Here is a 21,760-nt window from a genome sequence, read left to right as displayed (position 1 = left end):
TTCGCATTACAACTATTATAACGAATAACATATCTAGGAGTGCCTCATTTATGCACAATACAGCTTCAGATACAGAATTAATGGTAACTGCTTACAAGCAGCTATACGAAATTGAAACTACATTAAGAAATATTATTAAAAATAGACTTACTAGTGATTATGGAGAAAATTGGTTTTGTATTGCCCCTATGAAACATATGAAGAGGTTTATAAAACCCATTGATTCTACTAACCTTCATGAGTTATTGAACTTCTTCAATATTTATCCCTCTCTTAAGAATATATTCACTACAAAAGAAAAAGCTTATTTAAGTCATCTACCTTCAATAAGAAATAAAATAGCTCATTGTCACAAACTAGACTTACAGGAAGCAACAATCTTAAGTAATTTACATAGGTTGATAATATCAGTTCAATAATACTTAAGATATAAAATAATAGATACTGAGATAAAAGTTAATCTTGGAAGATACTATTATCAATAGGTTAATGGTAATCTATATTTACATTCCGAGATTTTAGAACGAACAATATTAAAACTATTATAGGAGAGTCCTAAAATGAAAAAGAAAATGAACTATATAATTTTACTCTTAACAATTATCTTTATGGTTGGTTGTACCGAGGTAAATGATGCAACCATTACTGAGGGGGAAATAGAACCACAAGAAATAAATACAGATAATTCTGCAAAGGATAATCAAACAGATTCACAAGAAGGAAACACACCTAATAGAATTAGTGAAAAAGAAGTAGATACCACTAAGGTTGTTGATGAACCAGTATTAGAAGAAACACCAACCAAAACAAACGATGACCTTTTTTCAGGATACGAACTAATAGAGGTAGATGGTGGTGATTTAAGCGGAGACCGAGAATCAAGTGTTGTAGTAGATATAGGATATGGTGATAGGGAGTACTGGGCATTCACTAATGAGTATGGTCAGTTAGTGAGAGTCGTTGCTGAAAAAATCATTCTACAAGATGACAGTACAGAACCAGTCCTATCGTCTGGTAGATACTTCTCTGACGAGGCAAAAGTTCCAGGTATCGAAAGTGATGTATTAGATGAGGGTCATGTTATTGCTGACTCTTTAGGTGGAGTATCAAATGCTTATAATATTACACCTCAAGAAAGCACACTTAACCGACATGGTGACCAAGCGTACTTAGAGGACACAATACGTAACGCAGGTGGGGCCACTAATTTTGAAGCAGTTATCTCTTACTCAGATACGGAAACACAAATACCTTCAAAGTACCAATATTCGTATAATATAAACGGTAACTCAGTTGTAGATACGTTCGATAATTTAAATCCCGATGAAGTTAATGAGTCGTTAGGATTAACAGGAAGTAACGAAACTTCTAGTTCAGATAACTCTAGTTCTGATGAAAAAGGTGATGTTTCTAGCGTCGATACTAATGGTAATGGACAAGTAACAATTAAAGAAGCGAAAGACGCAGGTTTCAGTATGCCGATAAGGGATGATCATTGGTTATACCCCTATATGCGAGATAATGATGGAGATGGGATGGTTGGCGAGTAAAATAAATGAGAAAGAACGTTTACCTAGCAGGAAAATTTATAACAATTTGCAAATGGGTGTCTATACAGGAACAACTGAAGTTAATATATTACTAGAAGAAATTGAAAATTATACAGTTATGGAGATAGAAGAGTTGGAGGGCTATCACCTAAAGCGTTGTAACCATGAATTCCGAAAGAATCGATTAAGGAGTGTAAATTCTCGTATTTCGTATTGAATTAAGTGTTGTATTACTTATTTTCTTCACTAAAATTAAATAATGCGAGTCTTGGAATAATAAAACCCAAAATTTTTAGTATCATTTGTCGCTTAAAACACCCCTAATGGATATTTTAATTATTTTCTTTGGAACAGAAATTATAACTATTTAACTATAGAAGTAATGGCCTTCAGTTTTATTTAGCTCACTGGATGGAAAACCTTATTCATTTACGATACGGTTCTCCGTAACAATTTAAAGGTAGCAAAAACACGACTTAAAAGGTTAAGTATAAATTTAATTTTATGGTACTTAATATTAAACCCCATGTAGGCTAAATCCACATGTACGGAGGTGACATTATATAAAATGACAAATTCTATAGTAGCACTAGCCAATGTCCATTAAATATATTAAAGAAATAAACCACACAAAATAGCTCTAGATTAACGGTGGTTTATTTCTGTCACTGCATAAACGTTTCATCATATCAATAGTTTCAAAGCCCGTGACCGCCCTAAAATAAGCACGGATAATTTTAGTAGAGGGATAGTTCTTCACATAATGTAACATATCTAGATAAACCCTAATCTCAATCTCATTTTTCCTTTTTATCGTTATCTTTTAACTGTTCCAATATATCTTTTAGTTTCTTTGGAACCGGTAATCCAATTAATGCAGCATTCTTAAGAATGCTGATTCCTTCATTTGAGATATAGAAAAAAATAACAGCTGTGCGAATGATACTTTCATTTTGGATAATATGCAAATCAACCATTTGGCCAATACCCACAAAACAGAAGATAAGAACCTTCTTGAAAACACCTCTAAAGCCAATATTCTGGGATGGGCTCTTTTCAATAACTGTTATCATAAGTTCGGTGATGCAGTCAATTACCATTAATGCAACTAAAGTATAAAGAAGCCCATCGTTTTCCAATGCTCTGTATCCAGCAGTGAGTTTTTCAAACCCCTCTGTTATAGTTAAATAAATGCAACTCATACCAACTATCCTTTCCTTATTTGGATATTTCTCGAACCTGCAAATAAGTGCAAAATACTTGAAAATGCTGTTCGTTATGATGAAAAATAGATAATCTTTGATTTTTCATAGGTGAAACAACTTTTACCAATACTGTATTTTTTCTTCATACCCTACCAATCTCACTAGATTCTACTTTTCCCGTCTTGCAAGACGAAATTTTCCCCAATAGCCTGTCATTGACTATCTTCGATTCATTTTGTATCCACCGTCTTCTGCTGGCCAGCTATAGACGCACTTATACTTTGTAAGACTTAATACCTTACACTTATAAATATAAAGAGTTTTAAAATTTCACGACCAATTCACAGAGTTGGCTACAATCTGCCTATATACAGAGGTTTCTTCAATTTGACCATAAAAAAAAGAACCCCTTTCGGGGTTCAAAACCAACTCAATGAGTTAATGAGTTTTTATGATTTTATTTCACTTCCTAATTCTGGGATACCAAATTGCCCTAAAATGCCATTGAAATCATCGAGAGATAGCCCCGGAATGGTCTCCATAATCCGGATATATGTTTTGTCTGGATTATTATAATAGTCTAGTTTATTATTCGATTTATCAAATAATCTTTGTGTTATTCTCGAGCCTAATCCCATGCCTACACAAATTGCCATCAAAACATTAGTAGTCATGTTGTTATAGTTGTTCTTCTTAATTTTACCATGATAGTTTTTGTGAAGTCCTGTCTCTCCGTTAAATTGCTCAGGATAGTTCCATTTTCTATTTTCCATCAAAAACCATAAACACTCGCACAGGGATTTAGTTGGATCTCCTAACATCTTCATAAGCTTAATTTCTTCTTGTTCATCATATGAAGCTAACTGTTTATAAAATGCTTGGTAAGCCTCTTCTGGTTCACACATTATATAAGCTTGATATTTGGGATGGAATGTAAGAAGTCTATTGTCAATTCCTTCAACTTTTCTAAGTACCGAATAACCAAGAAAATCTTTATCAGCATTTTCATATGTAGTAAACTTTTGCTCACGAATATTAATAACGCATTTAGCAAGATTCTTTTTTGCTTTAGCAGTTAAATGAAGCACTCCGTCCTTTTGTATTGCATACTGGCTATCAGCAAGAACAAGGTACCCATCAGCGTAAACAAAACGCCCCTCACTTATCCATTCTTTTAGAACTAAATCTGTGTCAATGATCTTTAACGCTTCTACTGGAGTTAATTTGACAAAGTCTTTATTGCTATTGATTTCTTCATAGACATCTTCATAATCTGAAAATCTTGTAATTGCATCTTTAAGACCAACCTCAATCAATCTATATTTTACTGATAACCGTGACGTTATAAAGAAGCTACTTAAACTTTCAATCAAAGCGTCACACGATAGTATAGCATTTTCACCAGCGTCTTTATATCGCTGAATAAACTCTAGTGCCTTCTTTTTAAAGCTGTTTTTCGGCATAAGGACTCTAGGTGCTAGTCTATGTGCCTGCCATTCCAACCACCTTACTTCATTTTCCTTTGTTTTCTTTCCTTCAGGAGGTTCAAAGAAAGTCTCGGATTGACGACATAAAATAGGGTATAACTTTTCAGAAACACTTTTATTTTTTATTTCAAGGATTTCAAAATACTTTTTATCCTTTTCCCAATGCAGCGCCTCATGGATTAGTGTATTTCTTTTCGAACCTTCTCCATATACAGCTTCAGATAATGGATCAATCAGTACAGTTCCGGCACTAAAAGTAGTTGACGTATATTGCCTTGTTTCTCGGTTATAAACATCTACATGTGCATCAAGTAGCAAACAGCAACCAAAAACGTCCAAATTACTAGATAGGGAAACTTCTTGTACTTTAAGTCCCATTTCATTAATTATCTCATCGACTGGAAGAGGCATTGGATTAACCAACGCCTCTTTGCAATATTTTGTTAGAAATTTAGTTGCATAATCGTCTAGTCTGTTTTTACCAAGAATTAAAGCTCCTGATTTTCTATTAATATCAAAAATATCACTAGTTGTTATTTTGCTTTTCATCCTCTACCCTTCTCCTTTTTCAATATAATCTAAAGGCATCTCTGCTAATAGCTTTCTTGCCTCTTTCCAAGTAGGGTAGAACTCCTCAACAAGTGCATGGAATCTATTAGTGTGATTCTTTTCTATCAAGTGTACCAGTTCATGAATAACTACATACTCAAGACATTCAACTGGCTTTTTAGCAAGCTGCAAATTAATCCATATTCTTTTTTTATTAATATTACAAGCGCCCCACTTTGTCCTCATGTTCTTTATTTTATATTCATTAGCATGCAGATTTGTCTTTGACTCGCACGTTGAAATAACACCATTCAATACTCGTTTAAGTTCTTCTCTGTACCATTCGTTAAAAGCACTCTCCCTAGATTCTTTGGTTGATCTTTCGGGTGCAGTTAAAATAATCTTATTTGGTAGTTTAGTAATTTCGTATTTGTTTCCTTCATAGACGACCTGCAAACGGTACGGCTTTCCCCATAAATAATGTGATTCGCCAGATACATATTCACGTTCAGTTTGACGTGGTTGTGCCAACATCCTATCTCTCACCTTGGTAATCTCTGGCATTTTCTTCAAAACAAAAAGCCTTATTTCTTCATCAGGATAATCGCTAGGAGTACTGACAGTTACATTTCCTTCTGGCGGATTAACTCTTATATAAAGATTTTTAAGATTTTTCTTTTTGATAATTTCTATTGGCATGCCACCAATTATTGCTTCACTACTCATCGTATTCTACCTGCCTTCCAGCTATATCGAAGACGGCATTAGTTTTTTCAGTTGCTTCGTCTTCGTCATAACCATATACCAATAGATTTTGATATATAGCAAGTCTTATAATTTGTTGTTTCTGGAAATTCCTCAACCAATCAGGACGTATTGCATTACGGATAGCACTATCAATATTTACAGCCAGTTTTTCATCTCTATCAAAGTAGTCAAAGAAAGCTCTTCTTGCTTCGCTATTTTTAACAGCATCAGGGTAACCAGAATTTTCTTCCGGATGTAAAATCGCCTGTGCTAATTCTACAACTTGACGAAGATACTCCTCATAACTCATAGCCTCAATTCGTCTTTGGTCAATGATTATTTGGAGCATTTCCGATAGCTTACCATAGTAGACTTTATTTGAAGACATCTTCTTAACGATTTCATGTTGCAAGTTATTTTCAATGGTCTCAGCCTTTACGTTATCACTTCCTGGCAGTTCTTTCACTAATGCATCTATTGGCGTTGTAGTTGTGTTGTCTAGTAGTAACTCAACCAATGACATATTGCCAAGCTCGCTAACTATTTTAGAATCATCTGCACGGATGTAGGTGTTAAGGATATAACGCATATCAGCTTCGTAGGGCTTTAGGTCGATATAATCACAGCTAGCAAGTTTAACCATTTCCTTTATTTTATTATATCCAGAAATATTACTTCTAAGTTGTTTTACTTGATCGTCTGAATAATCATAGTCGCTCACAAGTTTGTCACAACAATTCGCAAATGAACGAGTCAAAGAGGCAGTTAAAGCGTACAAAATATCTCTACGACCTGTATTCTCATCATCCTCGCTATTTTCACCACAGAAATATTCAATATAATCTATGTCTTCTTTTGGTGCATTGACATTTTCAAACAAATCCTTAAGCGATGCAATTGCACCTACCATTTCAGATTTCGCCTCATCATAACGATTTTTAATAAGTCCATCAACATCTTCTTTATCAAAGTTATCAAACGCCTCAGTTGTATAATCAGCAACCGCAAGTTGCACATTACGGAATAAGTCCATATAATCAACGATATATCCAAAGTCTTTATCCTCACCATCTGGTCTATTCACTCTACAGATCGCTTGGAACAAGTCGTGGTCTCTCATGGATTTGTCGATATATAAGTATGTCGCACTTGGAGCATCGAAACCTGTCAAAAGTTTATCCACCACAATAAGAAGTTTCATTTTGGCAGGGTATTTTTTGAATTGCTCCTTTACTTCTTTTTCGAACTGAGACAGTTTTTTACCTCTAAGCATACGCTCATAAATGGACTTCTTGTACTCTTCTTCACCTTCTGAATTTAAGTCGCTTGTAGCAGTTCTAACACTTGCATCAGAAGCATCATACGAAGTAACAATTGCGCACCTATTAAAGCCGTGGCTCGTAAAGATATCCCAGTATCTGCAAGCCTCGTAAATACTATTTGCAACTAGCATAGCTGTTCCACGGTCTTTTTTAAGACGTGGTTTTAAATTCATATCAAAGATGATATCGCCAGCAATTTTTTCAAGTCTTTGTCTTGAACTGTATAACTTATTGATAGAAGTCCAACTTTGCTTTAGTTTTGTCTTCGCTCTATCCGTTAAGCCTGTGGTCTTATTATCGAACCATAAATCAACTTTTTTTTCATTGCTTAATTCTTGGTCAACATCTCTTGCCTCATAACGCAAGTCAAGAACCACTCCATCCTCTACGCCCTCATTAAATTTATAGGTATGGATATATGGACCAAAAGTTTCGATGCTAGTAGATTTATCTTTTTTCAGAAGTGGTGTTCCTGTAAAACCGATAAGTAAAGATTCTGGCATAAGCACCTTAACAGCCTCGTGCAATTTCCCAGAATTTGTACGGTGACACTCATCGATAAAAGCAATGATGTTTCCTTTTGCTTTAAAGTCAGCAGGCAAATTTTTCAATAATTCTTTACGGTACTGATCCACATCAGATTGTTTACCTGCATTATGCCCATACTTGTGAATCAAAGAGCATATGATAGAATCCTCATTTTTATTCAGTAAATCTCTTAAATCGGATGTACTTTTCGCTCTTTTTACTTTCTCGTTAACATCAATAAACAAGCTCTCTATTTGATCATCAAGTTCGTCACGGTCTGTAATGATGACTACACGGCTATCTGCTACATTTTCAATAATCCACTTGGTAAGCCAGACCATAATCAAGGACTTACCTGAACCTTGGGTATTCCAGATAATACCGCCTTCATCTGAAAGAATCCTTTTTCTAGCTGCGATATTAGCGAAGTATTGATTATGCCTAGCTACCTTCTTCACACCTGCATCAAAGATAATGAAATCGTGAATCAATGACAAAAAGCGTTCTTTTTGACAAAGAGAAACGATTGCATTTCTTAGCTTGTTTTTTTCTTTAGATTGAATATTCTTGACTGCAGTAGATAGTTCGTCTGTCGCTTTATTATCTTCTTTCCACTTTAGATAATACTTCTCAGATGTCTCAATTGTCCCATACTTAAGACCCTCTGCTTCGTTACCGACAAAAAGTAATTGAACAGTGCTAAAGAAACTTTGAATATACTCTTTCTTTTGATTAGTAAGGTTTTGACGGATGCCCTCGCCTATGCTTACGCATGAACGCTTTAATTCAAACACTCCCAGAGCAATGCCGTTTATAAATAGCACCACATCGGGGCGCTTTCTTGTCACATGATCAAAGCAACGAACACTTACTTCTTCAGCAACATGAAAATCATTATTTTCCACATTATCCCAATCGATATAATGCACCGTTTGACGATTTCTATTTTCATCTTTGACACCTTGTTTACCATAACGAAGAAGAGAGTAAACTTCATTATTAATTTGATAAAGATTGTCTACTTGATTGCTTGCTTTTGATACTATTTCAGTTACTGCCTTTGAAATTTGATCTTCATTGTAGCCACGATTTTCAAGATTCTTCTTAAGCAAATCCTCTTTAATTGGTGTGTTGTCTTGGTCTTCAAGATTGCCAAGATATGTGTAACCTAAGCCACCATCTTTCTCTTCATCTATTAACCAGTGGAGGACTTTGTTTTGTAATTTTCTTTCCAAATCTACAGACATAAACTTAACCTCCTTATACTTTAAGACGTACACGACCAGTTAAAAGGTCATCCATTGCACCTTTTCTAATACCCATCATCTTGACTTTTTCAGTTTCAAGTGACTCGATTTCTTCATCCATCGCTGTTAGGACTTGAGCGATGGCTTGTTGTTCCGCGACATCAACAGGAATTTTAAATTCAAAGTTTTTAAGATCCTTTTGATATAGATGTTTAATTGTCGAACCAGCTGAAAGAATTGCTATGAAATCTCTAAAAACTGACGACATTAGTATCCTAAATAAAAATATTGATTTCAACCGTTCCTTAGTTTTAAATACAAATACACCACTATTTAATGTTGCGGGTTTACTAATTTCAGGGACTAAAGCAACCTTGCCGATTGTTCCATCTTTTGTAACAAGTACATCATCTTGTTCCACTTGAATGTTAGAATCCATTTCGTACCTACCTTTAGTTACATATGAAATATCATTGAGATTTATAGTTCCACGTTGAAAATCTGTACCTCCTATTAAATAACTGTAACCACGCTTCAAATACTCACCTTTCTTTAAACCTTGCCAACCTATTCTAGCCTTAGGCGTAATTACATCGTTAAATGCAACAGTTTCCCACTCTCCATCAAATCCACCAAGTCTAGTATTACCACTAACCAAATCCTCCAAAGCACCAGCACGAATAGCTTTTTTCTTTTCTATTAGTTCGGTTAGGTTGTCGATATGCACATCGAAATCTGATAAAACTGAGGCGATGACTTGTTGTTCTAAGAGAGGAGGAAGAAAAATGTCTGTATTTAATATTATATTGTTATAAAGTCTTCGGATAGTTGTTCCTTCTAAAGCCTTCCAAGGAAAAGATTTATAAAAATAGTATAAGAACCTTTTATCTATTTTACTTTCATCTACTTTGAGCCAAACAATATTAGAGTCTTGAAAATACGATTCACGTCCATCAAATAAAACTACTTTTCCTACCGTCCCAGCAGCAGATAATAGAACATCACCTTTTGAAGGATATGGATACATCTTTCTAAACTGTTCAAAGAGTTCTCTCGAAATATATGCATCCGCATTTCTACCAAAAGTCCCTATCTTATAAAAAGGAATTTGACCATTTTTTTTAGTCTGGTATTGGAAAATTCTTCGACACATTTGTATATTGCCAATGTCCTTTAATTGCAAAGCTTTCCAATCCTCAGGATAAGTTACCATGAGTACCCCATCCTTTCTAAAGCAGATTTTACTCTTACTTTAGACTGAACTACTTTTTCCTCAAGCTCACTTAAAGTATGCTCGTAGCGTTTTGCAATTAGTACAACTCTTGATGCAAGATCATTTAGTACTTGATCTATCGCATCAGTAATATCATCCTCAAGCTTTGCCATCCACTTCTTATCAAAAAGCAAATACTTAATTTCATCTACTGATAGTTCCCCATATTTTTCAAGCACTAGCTCTTCAAACGCTTTTTGTGTTTCTTTTACTGCTTTGTCGACTTCTTCCTTTTCTGTCATCTTCGCTTGAAATGCAAGCAATGCTTTATATTCATCAGCATAAACTTCGGGCATGACTGCATTATGAATTGCATCTTTTAAGGCCGCTTTTAACTTAGACTTACCAAATGAACCATTCTTATTTCTAAGTTCGTAACCCTTTAGCTCGCTATTAGCTTTTACGGTTTTTTCCATTTCGTCTGTGTCGCCTACATCCAATAATTCAATCAGTTTTGTAATGTCGCTCATTACAGATGATGTCTTTCTACTCTCGAGTTCCTTAATTTGCTTATTAAGATTCGCCTTAGGAATACTGTCTCCTTTTTCATTTAAGGCATTTACAAGTAAACCGTCCTCTCCCGATTCTTCTTCACGCATTTCATCGAGTTCAGATTCAAGCAATGCTGACTTTTCAATTAGATCTTTAAGTGCTAATAGCTCTTTTTCAAAATACTCATTTTCAATAACCTCTCTTGAAATTAGCGCCCCTTCAAAAGATTTCATTTTAGTAGTATCATCAACTGATACAGTTTCACCGCTCTCGTCTTTTTGTTTCTTTTGAGCATATACATATTCAACTTCACCACCTGCCTCATACCCACTAGCTTTAATTATATATACATCATCTTGCATACTCTCATTCCAGTAATTAAGCAGAAAGTCATACACATCGTAATTATCTAAAAGTTGCGCTGACTCAAATCTGTGTAATATTTGTAAACCAATATTACGGATTAACTCTTTTGGATTTATATCTGCATTGATGTTTAGCATCATATCTTTTATTTCATTTCGCCATGCACTGAATAACTCTCCGCATTCGTTTTCCTTTTCGCTCTTGATCTTTTCATCTTCAGAGATAACCGTTTCTATCTCATTTGGTGAAATTGCAAGGGTATAGATACTGTCTTTTCCATCATTACATTTAAAAATCTTTTGCTTTAACTGCGGTGATACTTTCCATAACCTTTCTATTGAATCAATATCAGCTTCTGGAATACCACCTTTAAGATGTGATGTGATGTTTTGTGGCAATGTATCATCAGATTTTTGAATATAACGAGGCACATTTAGATTTCCATCGTTTTCTTTTAAAATTTCTTTATAAGTAATAAAGTGAGAGTATCCCTCAATTTCCTCTTTATTAACAAAGGTTTGTACTATCTTTTCAATATCTTGTTCACGAAGACGGTTCTTATTTCCGTCTTTCATAAATCCATGGCTTGCATCAATCATAAAGATACCTTCACGTTTATCAGCATTCTCTTTATCAATGATGATGATACTAGCAGGAATTCCTGTACCATAAAATAAGTTTGCAGGCAACCCAACGATACCCTTGATATATCGCTTATCAAGAACTGCTTTTCTGATAGTTGCTTCAGCGTTCCCTCTAAACAGTACACCATGAGGTAGAATAATGCCTGCCTTACCATTACTCTCTAATGCCTTTAAAACATGTAAAAACCAAGCATAGTCACCACTCTTCTCTGGTGGAATGCCATAACCATCGAACCTTTTATATTTATCTTCTGATGGTTTAATTCCATCAATCCAATCCTTATCTGAGAATGGTGGATTCATAACAATAAAGTCAAATTTCTTAAGTCCACCAAAATCATCCGTATATGCGGGGTTTGCTAATGTATTACCGCTCTTAATTTCACCTGTACCTTTATTGTGAAGGATAAAGTTCATCTTTGCCAAACCTGCAGTATCAGGGTATTTTTCTTGTCCGAATATTGTAACGATAGAGTCACCATTTTCATCTGTAGGAGCTTCATCTGCTGCACGAATTAGTAAAGAACCACTCCCCGCTGCAGGGTCATGAAGCGTCCACTTTTTGCCCATTTCTTGTTTAATGTCACCAATACCGATAAGCCTAGCAATAATACGTGATACCTCACTGGGCGTATAGAATTGTCCCTTGCTCTTACCAGACTCTTGAGCAAATTTCATCATGAAATACTCATAAGCATCTCCGATGATGTCATCGCCACTAGCTCTGTTATTTTTGAAGTCGATAGCAGGGTTTTGGAATATAGCAATAAGTCCAGAAACTTTATCAACTAGTTCCTTACCAGAACCTAGTTCATCTGGATTATTAAAACTAACATCAGGTAAAGAACCTTGAAGACGGTTCTCTTCTAAGAATTTTTGAATTATTTTATCTACTCGCTCACCAACATCGCTTTTACCTTTTGCAGCAATCAAGTCATCAAATGATGCGCCTTCACTTACTGTAAACTCAGCAAAGCGTTGTCCTTTGTATCTATCTGATACATATTTAAAAAATAATAATACAAGAACGTAGTCTTTGTATCTTGACGGTTCCACACCACCTCTTAATTTATTACAAGCCTCCCATAATAGAGAATACAATTCTGATTTTTTTACTGCCATTTTTTTAACCTCACTGTCTTTAATATTCTGCTATATCAATTCCTGATTTTAAAAGCCTTTCATAGCGTTCATTAGAAATTAGAACAGCAATAGGCTTTCCATTTTTTAAAACGAAAGCTGTCCTATCCTCATCAGATAATTTAGTTATTAATTTCGAAGATTGTCCTTTTAAAAAATTTGACATATTATAAAAGTCCATAGGCTGTTTTTGTAATTTATCTTGACTATCCATTTTCTCACCTACTTTTTCTTCTTATTTTACCACAAGCTTATTGAAATGCCTATTTATACTCGAAATGTAATTACCTTTTCAACTCAAATATTATGTTATCTACCGCGAGAAAGTTAGACCTCGGAGGTCAAAAATCCCCCGAACCATTAGTCTGAGGGAGCATAAAACGCACTTCATTATTTAGGGTTAACTCTGTCAACGCGCACTCCGCGTGACTCTTCACAATATACGCATTTTCAGACATATTCATGTCCGCGTCTTCTTTAATTATCTGTTGGGTTTCTTCATCAGAAGCGTACCTGTCACTACTAGTCCTCCACTAAATTGTCTATCTCTTCCTTGCGCATATCGTAACGATTTGATAGATTCCGTAAAAAGATTTGCGGTAAATTCTTATAAAATCGAGAGGTTATAAAGATGGTCTTCAGAGAGGATTGCTCCTTTGACACTCTAAATAGAAATTAAAACACTCAAATAAAAGTTCCATATAGAAAAGAGAAAATAATAAAAATTTCCTGCCCCTACTAGGTACTAGTTATTATTCTTTCTATAAATATTCGTGCCCCGGCTATGTCAATCTTCATGAGTAAAAACATTAAAAATCTGTCATTACGTTAGACTAAATCCCTTCGGGTAATGAAAAACCGTCATTCTGACACTGATGCTCCAACCCTCTATTACTTAGTAAGAATGTTGATTTATCAACACATGCTAATCCCTTGATTTAAAAGAATTCAAAAGAAAGTGATTCAAGATGAGGTAATAACGGGATCCGGTTTTTATACTCGTGAAGAAGCTAAAATAAGAATTGCAGAACTAAGAGAAGAGGAATATGACTTAAAGCATACATTATCAAAATTACAGAACACACAAGAAACGAATGAAAATATAATGAAAGAAGTTAGTACAGACTTCTTAAAAGAGCAACTAAAAGAATTCTAGAATTAAAAGATATTCAATTTTCTTTTATTGCCCATATACCAGAAAGTAGCAGAAGTCCAGATGACTCCTCACTACATAATATGGTTACGAAAAGCTCTCCCCTCATACTTAGGGGATTAAATTTTAAAGAAAACCGCTACCTATTTGTGGTAAGGTTCACCTCGATTTATCCGAAACGCCCGATAAACCTGCTCCAATAATACCAACCTTATAACCTGATGAGGAAACGTCATTTTAGAAAAAGACAAAGCCAAATCACTTCGTTTTTGCACATCTTCACTAATCCCCAATGATCCGCCAATCACAAAAGCTATCTTGCTTTTCCCATAGGTCGCAAGCTCGTCCATTTTTGCTGCAAGCTGTTCAGAGCTTAGCATCTTTCCGTTGATCTCGAGGGTGATGACATAGGTATCCTGGCTAATATGGGAGAGGATGCGCTCGCCTTCTTTTCGTTTCACTTCTAGCATTTCTGCATCACTCATATTCTCTGGAGCCTTTTCATCAGCGACTTCCACAATATCTACCTTGGCATATGCACTCAACCGCTTCAAATATTCCTGTATGCCTTGCTTGAGGTATTTTTCTTTTAATTTTCCAACTGATACGAGGGTTATTTTCATTGTAGCTACATCCTTTGCCGTCTTTTATTCCCTATATTTTACCACAGTTATTCTATAGTTAACGCGGGATCGCGTTGACGAGTAGCCTTGCTAATATGGCAGCCAACGGAACTAGAAGAATAAAAACCACCAATAAACTCCATAGATCCGATACAGGGGTCTACGGTATAAAGCTCCCCCAGTAAGATACAAAGATTTTTAATAGGATCCAAAACAGCATAAAAAAAGCAACAACTGAAATAAGCTTCTCCTTCATAACCAGCCTCCCACTTCGAAATCACTCTACTCTATATTTCTATAGTAAAAGCCTAGTTATCACAAAAGGACACTTAGGCTTTTAACATTTTTTCACAAATCTACGCCTCATCCAACTGAGCAAGCATTTTAGACAAGGTTTGTTTTAGCTGGATCACTTCTTCTTCGTTTAGATTGGTCTGTTCAATAAATTGTAGTGGGATCTGTTCTGCTTGTTTTTCTGCTTGCTGCCCTTGTTCTGTTAAGACGACTTCTACGACTCGTTCATCTTCTTTTGAACGCGCTCGCTGTATTAGACCATGCTCTTCCATCCGCTTCAGCATTGGTGTCAGTGTTCCAGAATCTAAGAAGAGTCGTTTACCTAATGCTTTTACCGAGATGCGATCTGTTTCCCAGAGGACAAGTAACACTAGGTATTGTGGATAGGTGACGTTCAATTCCTCTAATAATGGACGATACCGCTTCGTCATTTCGCGTGTTGTTGCATATAGTTGAAAGCATATTTGATTATCTAATTTTAATATTTCATTTGCCATTGTTGATCACTCCTGGACTTATTATAACAAGTTACGAAACAGAATTATAATAATTGACGTCACACTATTTAATTGTGTACAATCGAATTGTGCACAATACAAAAAAGAGGAGTGTTTTATTATGGGATTAGCATTATACACAGCGTCTTCAACTGCAGCAGGTGGTCGTCAAGGAACGGTGAAATCATCTGATGGCACATTGGATCTAGCTTTATCTTTACCAAAAGGATTGGGTGGAAATGAAAAAGAAGGCACCACAAACCCAGAACAGCTCTTCTCAGCTGGCTATGCTGCCTGCTTTGACAGTGCCTTGCAAATGGTTGCCGGGAATGCGAAGAAAAAAATCACCTCAGAAGTAACAGCAGAAGTAAGCATTGAAAAACAACTGAAAGGCTTTGGCTTGAGTGTAAAGCTAAAAGCTGAGATGGAAGGCGTTACACAAGAAGAAGCAGAGGAACTAATGGATCAAGCGCATGAAGCTTGCCCATATTCTCGCGCCATTGAAGGAAATGTAAAAGTGAAGAAAACAGCAATCGCGAAATAAAGAAGAGGAAGTTAAAGCGTTTCAGTTTGAATCTCCCTTATTACCGCAATGGCCCCTTTTATGGGGCTTTTTGCGTTAAATTTTTATTGAGTAGTCTAATGTAAACAACTATTTCCCACCACGGTAATATTTTTCTCATTTATAAGTTTGCAAAATATTCGTTTCCTTGTACTATAAATATATACTTGGGATAAGGAGGATCGAAAACCATGCAAAAAGTAAGAAAACGCAATGTAGTGAAAGCATTAGTCATTTCTTTCGTTATTACAATAGCTGCTTTTTTCTCCGTCGATATGCCATTGATGAATAAGGCATTATATTTACCTTTTGTAGCAGCTGTATCATTTGCAAGCCTTCTCTATATTTCAACCATCACGTCAAGAGCGTATGAGAGATTTACAAAACAGACGTAATGCAAATTGAAAAATAGTAAAGTGGAATATGCGGCGACCTTTCTTCTTGCTAGGTGTACTAATTTTTAGCATTCGACACCTAATAATTTAAACACCATGATCCACAAACATTTCTTTTACAACCCGTTTATAATCCGCATATTCCTCGGAATTTTTGTAGTCATGATGTTCGGCTATTTTCTTCAATGACCCGTATACGTATGCCTTTAGCTTATTATCAGGAACGTTTCGATCATTGTCCACGAACTCTCTTGCGTATTTTTCGATAATTTTATGCCACTGTTCCTTCGCCCACCTCCCTGCAGCGAAGTCTGCATAAAATTCATTGGCGATATTAATAATTTGATCCACTTTATTGGCTGGCTTGTTAACAGTTGCTAATGAATGTTTTTTTGTATGTATTTCTTTTGTATTTGTTTCATTTTTAGTAGCACTTTTTGCACTGTCCGGTTTGCATTGTACATTTTGTAAATTAGAAAAAAAATCAGGTACTACAAGGGGCGAGTCCTTAATCGCTTTAATATTAAACACGGCTAGACCTTTTTCTTCAAGCTCCTTTTTCTGTTCCCCAATAAATGTTTCAAAGTAGCTTTGTGAAAAAGGATGATCTGCTGCCTTATAGAAATACTCATGGTGTCCATCCACATGACAGAAAAAACCCATTATGTATCGATGCTCAAGCAACACCTTCCAAGAACTATCCACCTTTCGGCGAGTGAATTGCTTATGTAGCTCTGATTTACGTATTCTCCAAGTTGGAGAATGACTTAGAATGTGTGTGAGTAATCCAATTGCCGCCAAGTCATTTAAGTCTTTTTGCACTGTTTGGTTACCAATCTTAACGAATCCAGATTCTTTACGGTTTTTTTCAATATAATTCATACTTGTCCATCCCTTTTATTCGCAGGCGAAAAGGCCATCCTCCCAATAACGCTGAGACAGACCTTGCGTGCGGTATTTTAATTTCAAATTTCGTTATTTACTTTAGGTTATAGTTGGAATGCTCATGCGCCATTACATCCGCTACCCCCAGCCCAAACGTCCAGCGATTCCTTCGTGAATATGATTGTATTAAGAATGACCAAATGTGGTATTTTGTTTCGCTTCACCAATAAGTAAACCATGTCTCTATGTATGCCAAGATATGCTGCAACTTCTCTTACACATAATGTTGTACGGTTCATCATGCTCCCTCCTCCCTACGCTATAATCCTTCTATTTTTCCTACTCACTTCTATAATCGAAAAAAGAGACGCTTTGGGGGCATCTCTTTAAAAAAACTTTTTATAGGCAGTGTTTTTTATTGAAATGGTATAATATCGGTAGAAATGACATGCACCGTTTTTTACTACTACTTTAAAATTGAAGGTGGAAAATATGAAATTAACTAAACCGAACATATTAGAAGCACTACCGAAGGGGAATTTTCAAGATATTTTATTTGAGGAAGATCCGCATCTAAGTAATATGGAAATTGAAGGCTCTTATTTTGATAACGAGGTACTGGATCGTGTCCATTTAAATGGCATGGTGATTAAGCATTCGACGTTTCACAATACGTCTTTTGAGAATATTGATATGACGGACGTCCACTTTGAGAATTGTGATTTTTCCAATGCTAATTTAAGCACAGCGAGCATTCATCGCGTTATGTTCAAGAACTGTAAGCTTTTAGGTGTACAGTTTGTCGAGGGACGCTTTGGCAATGTTTCCTTTGAAAATTGCTTGCTATCCATGTGTAATTTCGGTGACTCCAAATTTGAAAAAACACAGTTTACCGAATCCAACCTGCAGAGTGCAGACTTTTTCAATTGCAAACTGAAACAAACGTTATATTCGTATTGTGATTTGAATGGGGTTAGTTTTGATAGCACCAAGCTGAAGGGGATTGATATTAGTACATCTTACTTTGAAACCCTTGTGGTTAAGATGGAAGACTTGAAAGACTGCATCGTTTCCCAGCATCAAGCCATTTACTTTGCGTCTATGTTGGGGTTGGATATTCGATAAATTTCGAAGGTGAGAGCGATACCTCAAAGTATCGCTCTTTATCAGGTCAGTTGTTCTTTCATTTGCTGTTTACCAAGCCGCTTCATATGGTGTCGGAAGCAAGTCATAATAAATAGATGAGCGTGAGCCTGGGTGTATTGATAGACAAACCATGGGAGGGACGGTAGGTAATCGTGAATAGCTATGATCGCTTCGTTCGATTCTGGTATTTTTCTAAATTCCATGCGGCCGCGTTCATTCCGGCTGGAATCTGACAGAAAGCCACCACTTATATAATAAAGCGTACGATCTTCTGTACTACGTTCTGGTGCATAGGCAAGCTCCAGCAAAGGCTTCTTGTTACCAATCCAGCCAATCTGGCAATTTAGATCCTCATCAACCGTTGTACGAACCCATGGATTTAGGAATCGTTCCAGCCATTGCACGTAATATTTTGCCACCTCATCGGCACGATAGCCGTCTGGTAGTGGAATACGCTGAACGGACCGCACATCTCTTTTCAATGGTCCGATTTCAGGTTTTGGAAATAGCTTGCGCTTATTTTCCCCCTCCCTTAGCGAATATGCTGCCGCTTCTTTAAAGGAAATCGTTCCATGGCTGACTCCATCTGCATCTTTATTGGCAGTTAAGGGATGCTTTAGACTCGCCAAAAGCGGATAAACCGTTTCCTTTGGTGTTTGCGTAATTATTCGTAACCATAAACGGGACAGATACAAGGAGAAGAAGGGAACATTATACATGACCCGCTTTTTCCCCATGACTTCTGCCGTTTGCTCCATCATCTGGCGGTATGTCATAACCTCCGGACCACCAAGATCATAGGAATCATTGACTGCCTTCTCTTCTGAAACCGTTGTATCCAAGGAGTTCAGCACATCCGGTAACGCAATAGGCTGTGTCTTGGTGCGTGTCCATTTTGGTAGAATCATAATCGGCAGACGCTTAACTAGCTTAGCTAGAATTGGAAAGGAAGATCCCTTTGGCCCAACAATCAGCCCTGCACGTAATGCAGTCACCGGCGTACCATATGCCCGGAGAATGCGCTCCACTTCCAATCTACTTTTCAGATGGGCGGAAAGCTTTTCTACCCCTTCAGGCACAATGCCGCCAAGGTAGATAATTTTCTTAACACCTTGCTTCTTTGCAGCCTGCGCGAAGTTGTCAGCAAGGATCACATCCATATCTGCAAAATGACCCTGTGTAAGTTTAGCTGAGGGCATCATGGAATGCACGAGGTATACTGCAATGTCCGCTCCCTCTAGACCTTTTTCCGCATCCTTTAAGGAGAACAAGTCACAGGAACGCCACGTGATATCTTCTGTATCCTCACGCTTATCTCCGTTTCGAGAAAGCCCAATAATGTTCATGCGTCCACGTAGCTTGGCAAGTAAGTTCTGTCCAATATAACCACTCGCTCCGGCTACTGCGACGACGGGTTTGTTTTCTGACATAGGTCCACATCCTTTTAATCTCTTCTACTAGGTTGTACCCTCTAAAGGGCGGCTGTAACCAATGGGCATTAATTTCATTTAAAAGGAATGCTACTTAAAATAATTAATTACTATACTACCTATAATGACCAATAAAGTAAGGATAATCATAAAGCCAGGCTTTCCTACAAACGCTCTGTCAAAAGTGTCTTGTTTATCTTCCCTTTCTCGATCGTTACTATTTCGACTCATAAAAGCCCTCCTTTTAGTAGGGTTTGAAAAAGCTAGTCTATCCAAATTATATTAAACTAGCGTGATAGAACAAAAGTATTAGATTAAACAATTATATCATCCCTTACAGAGTATGAAATCGCCGCAAATATTTGGTAAGGTTCTTTTATAGAAAAACAACCTTTCGTTTACTGGAGAATCTAAATGTTATAGAATTCACACCGTTTTCCCCTTTCATCAATACGCCAAACTCTAAATAATTAATTTATAATAGAATTTATAAACTCTGTTTTAGACTTTGTGTATTGCTCCCGATCATTTTTGAATTTTACGGCTGAGTTCCTTTTTAGTTTTGCGTATTCATTCACCAGATCCTGGTTAGATCGTAATCGATCCCGAAACAATAACTGTTTATCCCACCTATCATCACCTTTTAGCAATAAATGTAGATGCGCTTCCCGCTTATTATTACTTACTTTTACGAAAAACCGTTGCCAAGGTCGCTGGTCTAAATCTGGGTGTACATAGTGCCAGTTATGATTACTTAATATAGAGAGTGCTTTATCCTCTAGGCTTTTAAAGGAATCAACCTTCGCCATTAGATCGATAATTGGCTTAGATGGTAAGTTGGGGATAGATGTACTTCCATAGTGTTCGATTTCCTGTATTCCTATAGGGTCTAAAAGATCTAGAAGTAACTGTTTCTCTCGTTCTCCTTTTTCTAACCAAGCTTGGTTTGGCTCCTCGATCTCAACTTCTTCTGTAGCCCATATCGGCCATGTAGATTCATCATGAATATTACTCATATTGTACCCCTTTCTAAAGGTTTACTACATTAAGTTATTTGTATATTACTACTGTTTAGACTTACTAACAATTTAACTTCCTTGTAAATCTTTAAATTAAAACTTCCCTTTACTACATTTTTCATATACTATATATCTAAATGATACATAACATAAAGATAGGATGAATTTCATGGAAAAGTACAATAATACAACCTACGCAATTCTTGGGATTCTTACAACTGGATGCAAATCAGGTTACGACATTAAGCAGCTTATGGACCGGAGCCTATCCCACTTCTGGAAAATTAGTTATGGCCAGATCTATCCCACACTAAAACAGCTAACGGAGAGCGAATTAGTCACCGTCACGACAACCACGCAGGATGGAAAGCCAGATAGAAAGGAATATGATCTCACTAGCAAAGGAATGGAAGCATTGGAAAAGTGGCTCTTACAACCAATTGAGCAGACTCCAGTGGAACGAAATGAAGTTCTACTCAAACTTTTTTTCGGGAGACATCAGCCCACAGATAAAACGCTCGCCCAACTGGAGGACTATAAACAAAAGTTAGTGGAACGACTGCAGACTTATACTTCGATTGAGCAAGCAATTCGTACAAATCACGAGACTGACCCTGATGCACAATATTGGCTATTCACCCTCGATTATGGAAAGCGGACTACCGCGGCTGCCATCGATTGGTGCAATGCCACAATAAAAGCAATTTAAAAGGAGGAAACAAAATGGGTAAAACCATTTTCAGTGGAAGGTTTACAACAGAGAATGAGGAAAACCTTGTTGTATTTATTATTGGAATGCGCATTAACAAGCGAAGGGCTATCCATAAATGGCTCCCTGTCATGAAATCTATGCCACCTATGATTAGAGAACTATACTCGAACAAGGAAGAGCTTGGCTTCCTATCTATGGAAAGTTTCTTCGGTCTTCGCACAACCGTCATGATCCAGTACTGGCGCTCTACGGAAGACCTGCTTGCCTATGCGAAAGGGAGCAACCATTTAAAGGCTTGGAGAAAATTCAACAAAAAAGTGGGGGACAATCCCGCAGTCGGCATCTACCATGAAAACTATGTAGTGAAGCAAGGCAACTATGAATCTGTTTATGGCAACATGCCACAGTATGGGTTGGCAAAAGCCATGCCCCACGTTCCAATTAATCCTGAGAAAAGATCAGCTAGGAAGCGCCTAACATCGTCGGCTAAATAA

The 21,760-nt window shown here is 36.6% G+C and carries 23 protein-coding genes; 9 read left to right on the top strand and 14 right to left on the bottom strand.

The window, feature by feature from the left end:
- Positions 1-50: 50 nt before the first annotated feature.
- The 3 genes from K3T81_RS00225 (at position 51) to K3T81_RS00215 (ending at position 1,767) form a co-directional block, all read left to right on the top strand.
- A complete protein-coding gene (locus tag K3T81_RS00225; RefSeq protein ID WP_238017302.1) occupies positions 51-419 on the top strand; it encodes a Swt1 family HEPN domain-containing protein in 369 nt (122 codons plus the stop codon).
- 141 nt (positions 420-560) lie between these two features.
- Complete coding sequence (locus K3T81_RS00220) at positions 561-1,550, top strand: DNA/RNA non-specific endonuclease (RefSeq protein ID WP_238017300.1); 990 nt, start codon at positions 561-563, stop codon at positions 1,548-1,550.
- On the top strand, positions 1,540-1,767 hold the full coding sequence (locus tag K3T81_RS00215) for a hypothetical protein (protein WP_238017297.1): 228 nt from the start codon (positions 1,540-1,542) through the stop codon (positions 1,765-1,767). Before K3T81_RS00220 ends, K3T81_RS00215 begins: the two co-directional genes overlap by 11 nt.
- Positions 1,768-2,347: 580 nt before the next feature.
- On the opposite strand, the gene K3T81_RS00210 is transcribed toward K3T81_RS00215, so the two are convergent.
- The 7 genes from K3T81_RS00210 to K3T81_RS00180 form a co-directional block, all read right to left on the bottom strand.
- Positions 2,348-2,752 carry a phage holin family protein gene (locus K3T81_RS00210; RefSeq protein WP_238017294.1) on the bottom strand — a complete coding sequence of 135 codons (405 nt, stop codon included), beginning with the start codon at positions 2,750-2,752 and terminating at the stop codon, positions 2,348-2,350.
- A 452-nt stretch (positions 2,753-3,204) separates the two neighbouring features.
- The gene (locus K3T81_RS00205; protein ID WP_238017292.1) at positions 3,205-4,791 is read right to left on the bottom strand and encodes an ImmA/IrrE family metallo-endopeptidase; all 1,587 of its coding nucleotides are present in this window, start codon (positions 4,789-4,791) and stop codon (positions 3,205-3,207) included.
- A gap of 3 nt (positions 4,792-4,794) precedes the next feature.
- On the bottom strand, positions 4,795-5,517 hold the full coding sequence (locus tag K3T81_RS00200) for a M48 family metallopeptidase (RefSeq protein WP_238017289.1): 723 nt from the start codon (positions 5,515-5,517) through the stop codon (positions 4,795-4,797).
- Positions 5,510-8,635, bottom strand: a complete 3,126-nt coding sequence (locus K3T81_RS00195; RefSeq protein WP_238017286.1) for a type I restriction endonuclease subunit R — start codon at positions 8,633-8,635, stop codon at positions 5,510-5,512. Before K3T81_RS00195 ends, K3T81_RS00200 begins: the two co-directional genes overlap by 8 nt.
- Before the next feature lie 13 nt (positions 8,636-8,648).
- Complete coding sequence (locus K3T81_RS00190; RefSeq protein WP_238017283.1) at positions 8,649-9,848, bottom strand: restriction endonuclease subunit S; 1,200 nt, start codon at positions 9,846-9,848, stop codon at positions 8,649-8,651.
- Positions 9,842-12,532, bottom strand: a complete 2,691-nt coding sequence (locus K3T81_RS00185) for an N-6 DNA methylase (RefSeq protein ID WP_238017280.1) — start codon at positions 12,530-12,532, stop codon at positions 9,842-9,844. The genes K3T81_RS00190 and K3T81_RS00185 overlap by 7 nt, the downstream gene beginning before the upstream one ends.
- 19 nt (positions 12,533-12,551) lie before the next feature.
- Positions 12,552-12,764, bottom strand: coding sequence for a type II toxin-antitoxin system Phd/YefM family antitoxin (locus K3T81_RS00180; protein ID WP_238017277.1), 213 nt, complete (start codon positions 12,762-12,764; stop codon positions 12,552-12,554).
- Positions 12,765-13,508: 744 nt separating this feature from the next.
- Here K3T81_RS00180 and K3T81_RS00175 point away from each other — a divergent pair.
- On the top strand, positions 13,509-13,706 hold the full coding sequence (locus tag K3T81_RS00175; RefSeq protein WP_238017274.1) for a hypothetical protein: 198 nt from the start codon (positions 13,509-13,511) through the stop codon (positions 13,704-13,706).
- A 140-nt stretch (positions 13,707-13,846) separates the two neighbouring features.
- On the opposite strand, the gene rlmH is transcribed toward K3T81_RS00175, so the two are convergent.
- Entirely contained in the window at positions 13,847-14,326 is a 480-nt protein-coding gene (gene rlmH / locus K3T81_RS00170; protein WP_238017271.1) for a 23S rRNA (pseudouridine(1915)-N(3))-methyltransferase RlmH, read from the bottom strand.
- A 356-nt stretch (positions 14,327-14,682) separates the two neighbouring features.
- Positions 14,683-15,117, bottom strand: a complete 435-nt coding sequence (locus tag K3T81_RS00165) for a MarR family winged helix-turn-helix transcriptional regulator (protein WP_238017268.1) — start codon at positions 15,115-15,117, stop codon at positions 14,683-14,685.
- 121 nt (positions 15,118-15,238) lie between these two features.
- Between K3T81_RS00165 and K3T81_RS00160 the strand changes: the two genes are divergently transcribed.
- Positions 15,239-15,661, top strand: a complete 423-nt coding sequence (locus tag K3T81_RS00160) for an organic hydroperoxide resistance protein (protein ID WP_238017264.1) — start codon at positions 15,239-15,241, stop codon at positions 15,659-15,661.
- Between the two features lie 209 nt (positions 15,662-15,870).
- Positions 15,871-16,074 (top strand): hypothetical protein, encoded by a 204-nt coding sequence (locus K3T81_RS00155; protein ID WP_238017261.1) that lies wholly within the window; start codon positions 15,871-15,873, stop codon positions 16,072-16,074.
- An 87-nt stretch (positions 16,075-16,161) separates the two neighbouring features.
- Here the strand turns inward: K3T81_RS00155 and K3T81_RS00150 are convergent, their stop codons facing one another.
- Positions 16,162-16,956: a hypothetical protein gene (locus K3T81_RS00150; RefSeq protein WP_238017258.1), complete on the bottom strand. Its 795-nt coding sequence runs from the start codon at positions 16,954-16,956 to the stop codon at positions 16,162-16,164.
- Between the two features lie 122 nt (positions 16,957-17,078).
- Positions 17,079-17,258: a helix-turn-helix domain-containing protein gene (locus K3T81_RS00145; RefSeq protein ID WP_238017255.1), complete on the bottom strand. Its 180-nt coding sequence runs from the start codon at positions 17,256-17,258 to the stop codon at positions 17,079-17,081.
- A 193-nt stretch (positions 17,259-17,451) separates the two neighbouring features.
- On the opposite strand from K3T81_RS00145, the gene K3T81_RS00140 reads away from it, so the two are divergent.
- Positions 17,452-18,084 (top strand): pentapeptide repeat-containing protein, encoded by a 633-nt coding sequence (locus tag K3T81_RS00140; RefSeq protein WP_238017252.1) that lies wholly within the window; start codon positions 17,452-17,454, stop codon positions 18,082-18,084.
- A 41-nt stretch (positions 18,085-18,125) separates the two neighbouring features.
- Here K3T81_RS00140 and K3T81_RS00135 read toward each other — a convergent pair whose 3' ends face one another.
- The 3 genes from K3T81_RS00135 to K3T81_RS00125 form a co-directional block, all read right to left on the bottom strand.
- Positions 18,126-19,535, bottom strand: coding sequence for an NAD(P)H-binding protein (locus K3T81_RS00135; RefSeq protein ID WP_238017249.1), 1,410 nt, complete (start codon positions 19,533-19,535; stop codon positions 18,126-18,128).
- A 90-nt stretch (positions 19,536-19,625) separates the two neighbouring features.
- A complete protein-coding gene (locus tag K3T81_RS00130) occupies positions 19,626-19,766 on the bottom strand; it encodes a hypothetical protein (protein ID WP_161464866.1) in 141 nt (46 codons plus the stop codon).
- A gap of 239 nt (positions 19,767-20,005) precedes the next feature.
- Positions 20,006-20,551 (bottom strand): GrpB family protein, encoded by a 546-nt coding sequence (locus K3T81_RS00125; protein WP_238017247.1) that lies wholly within the window; start codon positions 20,549-20,551, stop codon positions 20,006-20,008.
- 172 nt (positions 20,552-20,723) lie between these two features.
- On the opposite strand from K3T81_RS00125, the gene K3T81_RS00120 reads away from it, so the two are divergent.
- The gene (locus K3T81_RS00120; protein WP_238017244.1) at positions 20,724-21,263 is read left to right on the top strand and encodes a PadR family transcriptional regulator; all 540 of its coding nucleotides are present in this window, start codon (positions 20,724-20,726) and stop codon (positions 21,261-21,263) included.
- 14 nt (positions 21,264-21,277) lie between these two features.
- Positions 21,278-21,760, top strand: a complete 483-nt coding sequence (locus tag K3T81_RS00115) for a DUF4188 domain-containing protein (protein WP_238017242.1) — start codon at positions 21,278-21,280, stop codon at positions 21,758-21,760.

It is taken from the genome of Oceanobacillus jordanicus, from assembly GCF_022095695.1.
In the GTDB taxonomy this organism is placed as follows: Bacteria; Bacillota; Bacilli; order Bacillales; family Amphibacillaceae; genus Oceanobacillus_B; species Oceanobacillus_B jordanicus.
Note: the sequence above shows the minus strand (reverse complement) of the source record. Positions and strands in the feature narration are given on the sequence as shown.

Bases quoted from the DNA above. Each gene is read 5' to 3' on its own strand.
- K3T81_RS00125 (WP_238017247.1), bottom strand. From the start codon at position 20,551: ATGAGTAATATTCATGATGAATCTACATGGCCGATATGGGCTACAGAA.
- K3T81_RS00140 (WP_238017252.1), top strand. From the start codon at position 17,452: ATGAAATTAACTAAACCGAACATATTAGAAGCACTACCGAAGGGGAAT.
- K3T81_RS00145 (WP_238017255.1), bottom strand. From the start codon at position 17,258: ATGAACCGTACAACATTATGTGTAAGAGAAGTTGCAGCATATCTTGGC.
- K3T81_RS00200 (WP_238017289.1), bottom strand. From the start codon at position 5,517: ATGAGTAGTGAAGCAATAATTGGTGGCATGCCAATAGAAATTATCAAA.
- K3T81_RS00165 (WP_238017268.1), bottom strand. From the start codon at position 15,117: ATGGCAAATGAAATATTAAAATTAGATAATCAAATATGCTTTCAACTA.
- K3T81_RS00115 (WP_238017242.1), top strand. From the start codon at position 21,278: ATGGGTAAAACCATTTTCAGTGGAAGGTTTACAACAGAGAATGAGGAA.
- K3T81_RS00190 (WP_238017283.1), bottom strand. From the start codon at position 9,848: ATGGTAACTTATCCTGAGGATTGGAAAGCTTTGCAATTAAAGGACATT.
- K3T81_RS00135 (WP_238017249.1), bottom strand. From the start codon at position 19,535: ATGTCAGAAAACAAACCCGTCGTCGCAGTAGCCGGAGCGAGTGGTTAT.
- K3T81_RS00150 (WP_238017258.1), bottom strand. From the start codon at position 16,956: ATGAATTATATTGAAAAAAACCGTAAAGAATCTGGATTCGTTAAGATT.
- K3T81_RS00210 (WP_238017294.1), bottom strand. From the start codon at position 2,752: ATGAGTTGCATTTATTTAACTATAACAGAGGGGTTTGAAAAACTCACT.
- K3T81_RS00130 (WP_161464866.1), bottom strand. From the start codon at position 19,766: ATGAGTCGAAATAGTAACGATCGAGAAAGGGAAGATAAACAAGACACT.
- rlmH (WP_238017271.1), bottom strand. From the start codon at position 14,326: ATGAAAATAACCCTCGTATCAGTTGGAAAATTAAAAGAAAAATACCTC.
- K3T81_RS00185 (WP_238017280.1), bottom strand. From the start codon at position 12,532: ATGGCAGTAAAAAAATCAGAATTGTATTCTCTATTATGGGAGGCTTGT.
- K3T81_RS00225 (WP_238017302.1), top strand. From the start codon at position 51: ATGCACAATACAGCTTCAGATACAGAATTAATGGTAACTGCTTACAAG.
- K3T81_RS00180 (WP_238017277.1), bottom strand. From the start codon at position 12,764: ATGGATAGTCAAGATAAATTACAAAAACAGCCTATGGACTTTTATAAT.
- K3T81_RS00120 (WP_238017244.1), top strand. From the start codon at position 20,724: ATGGAAAAGTACAATAATACAACCTACGCAATTCTTGGGATTCTTACA.
- K3T81_RS00205 (WP_238017292.1), bottom strand. From the start codon at position 4,791: ATGAAAAGCAAAATAACAACTAGTGATATTTTTGATATTAATAGAAAA.
- K3T81_RS00220 (WP_238017300.1), top strand. From the start codon at position 561: ATGAAAAAGAAAATGAACTATATAATTTTACTCTTAACAATTATCTTT.
- K3T81_RS00155 (WP_238017261.1), top strand. From the start codon at position 15,871: ATGCAAAAAGTAAGAAAACGCAATGTAGTGAAAGCATTAGTCATTTCT.
- K3T81_RS00195 (WP_238017286.1), bottom strand. From the start codon at position 8,635: ATGTCTGTAGATTTGGAAAGAAAATTACAAAACAAAGTCCTCCACTGG.
- K3T81_RS00160 (WP_238017264.1), top strand. From the start codon at position 15,239: ATGGGATTAGCATTATACACAGCGTCTTCAACTGCAGCAGGTGGTCGT.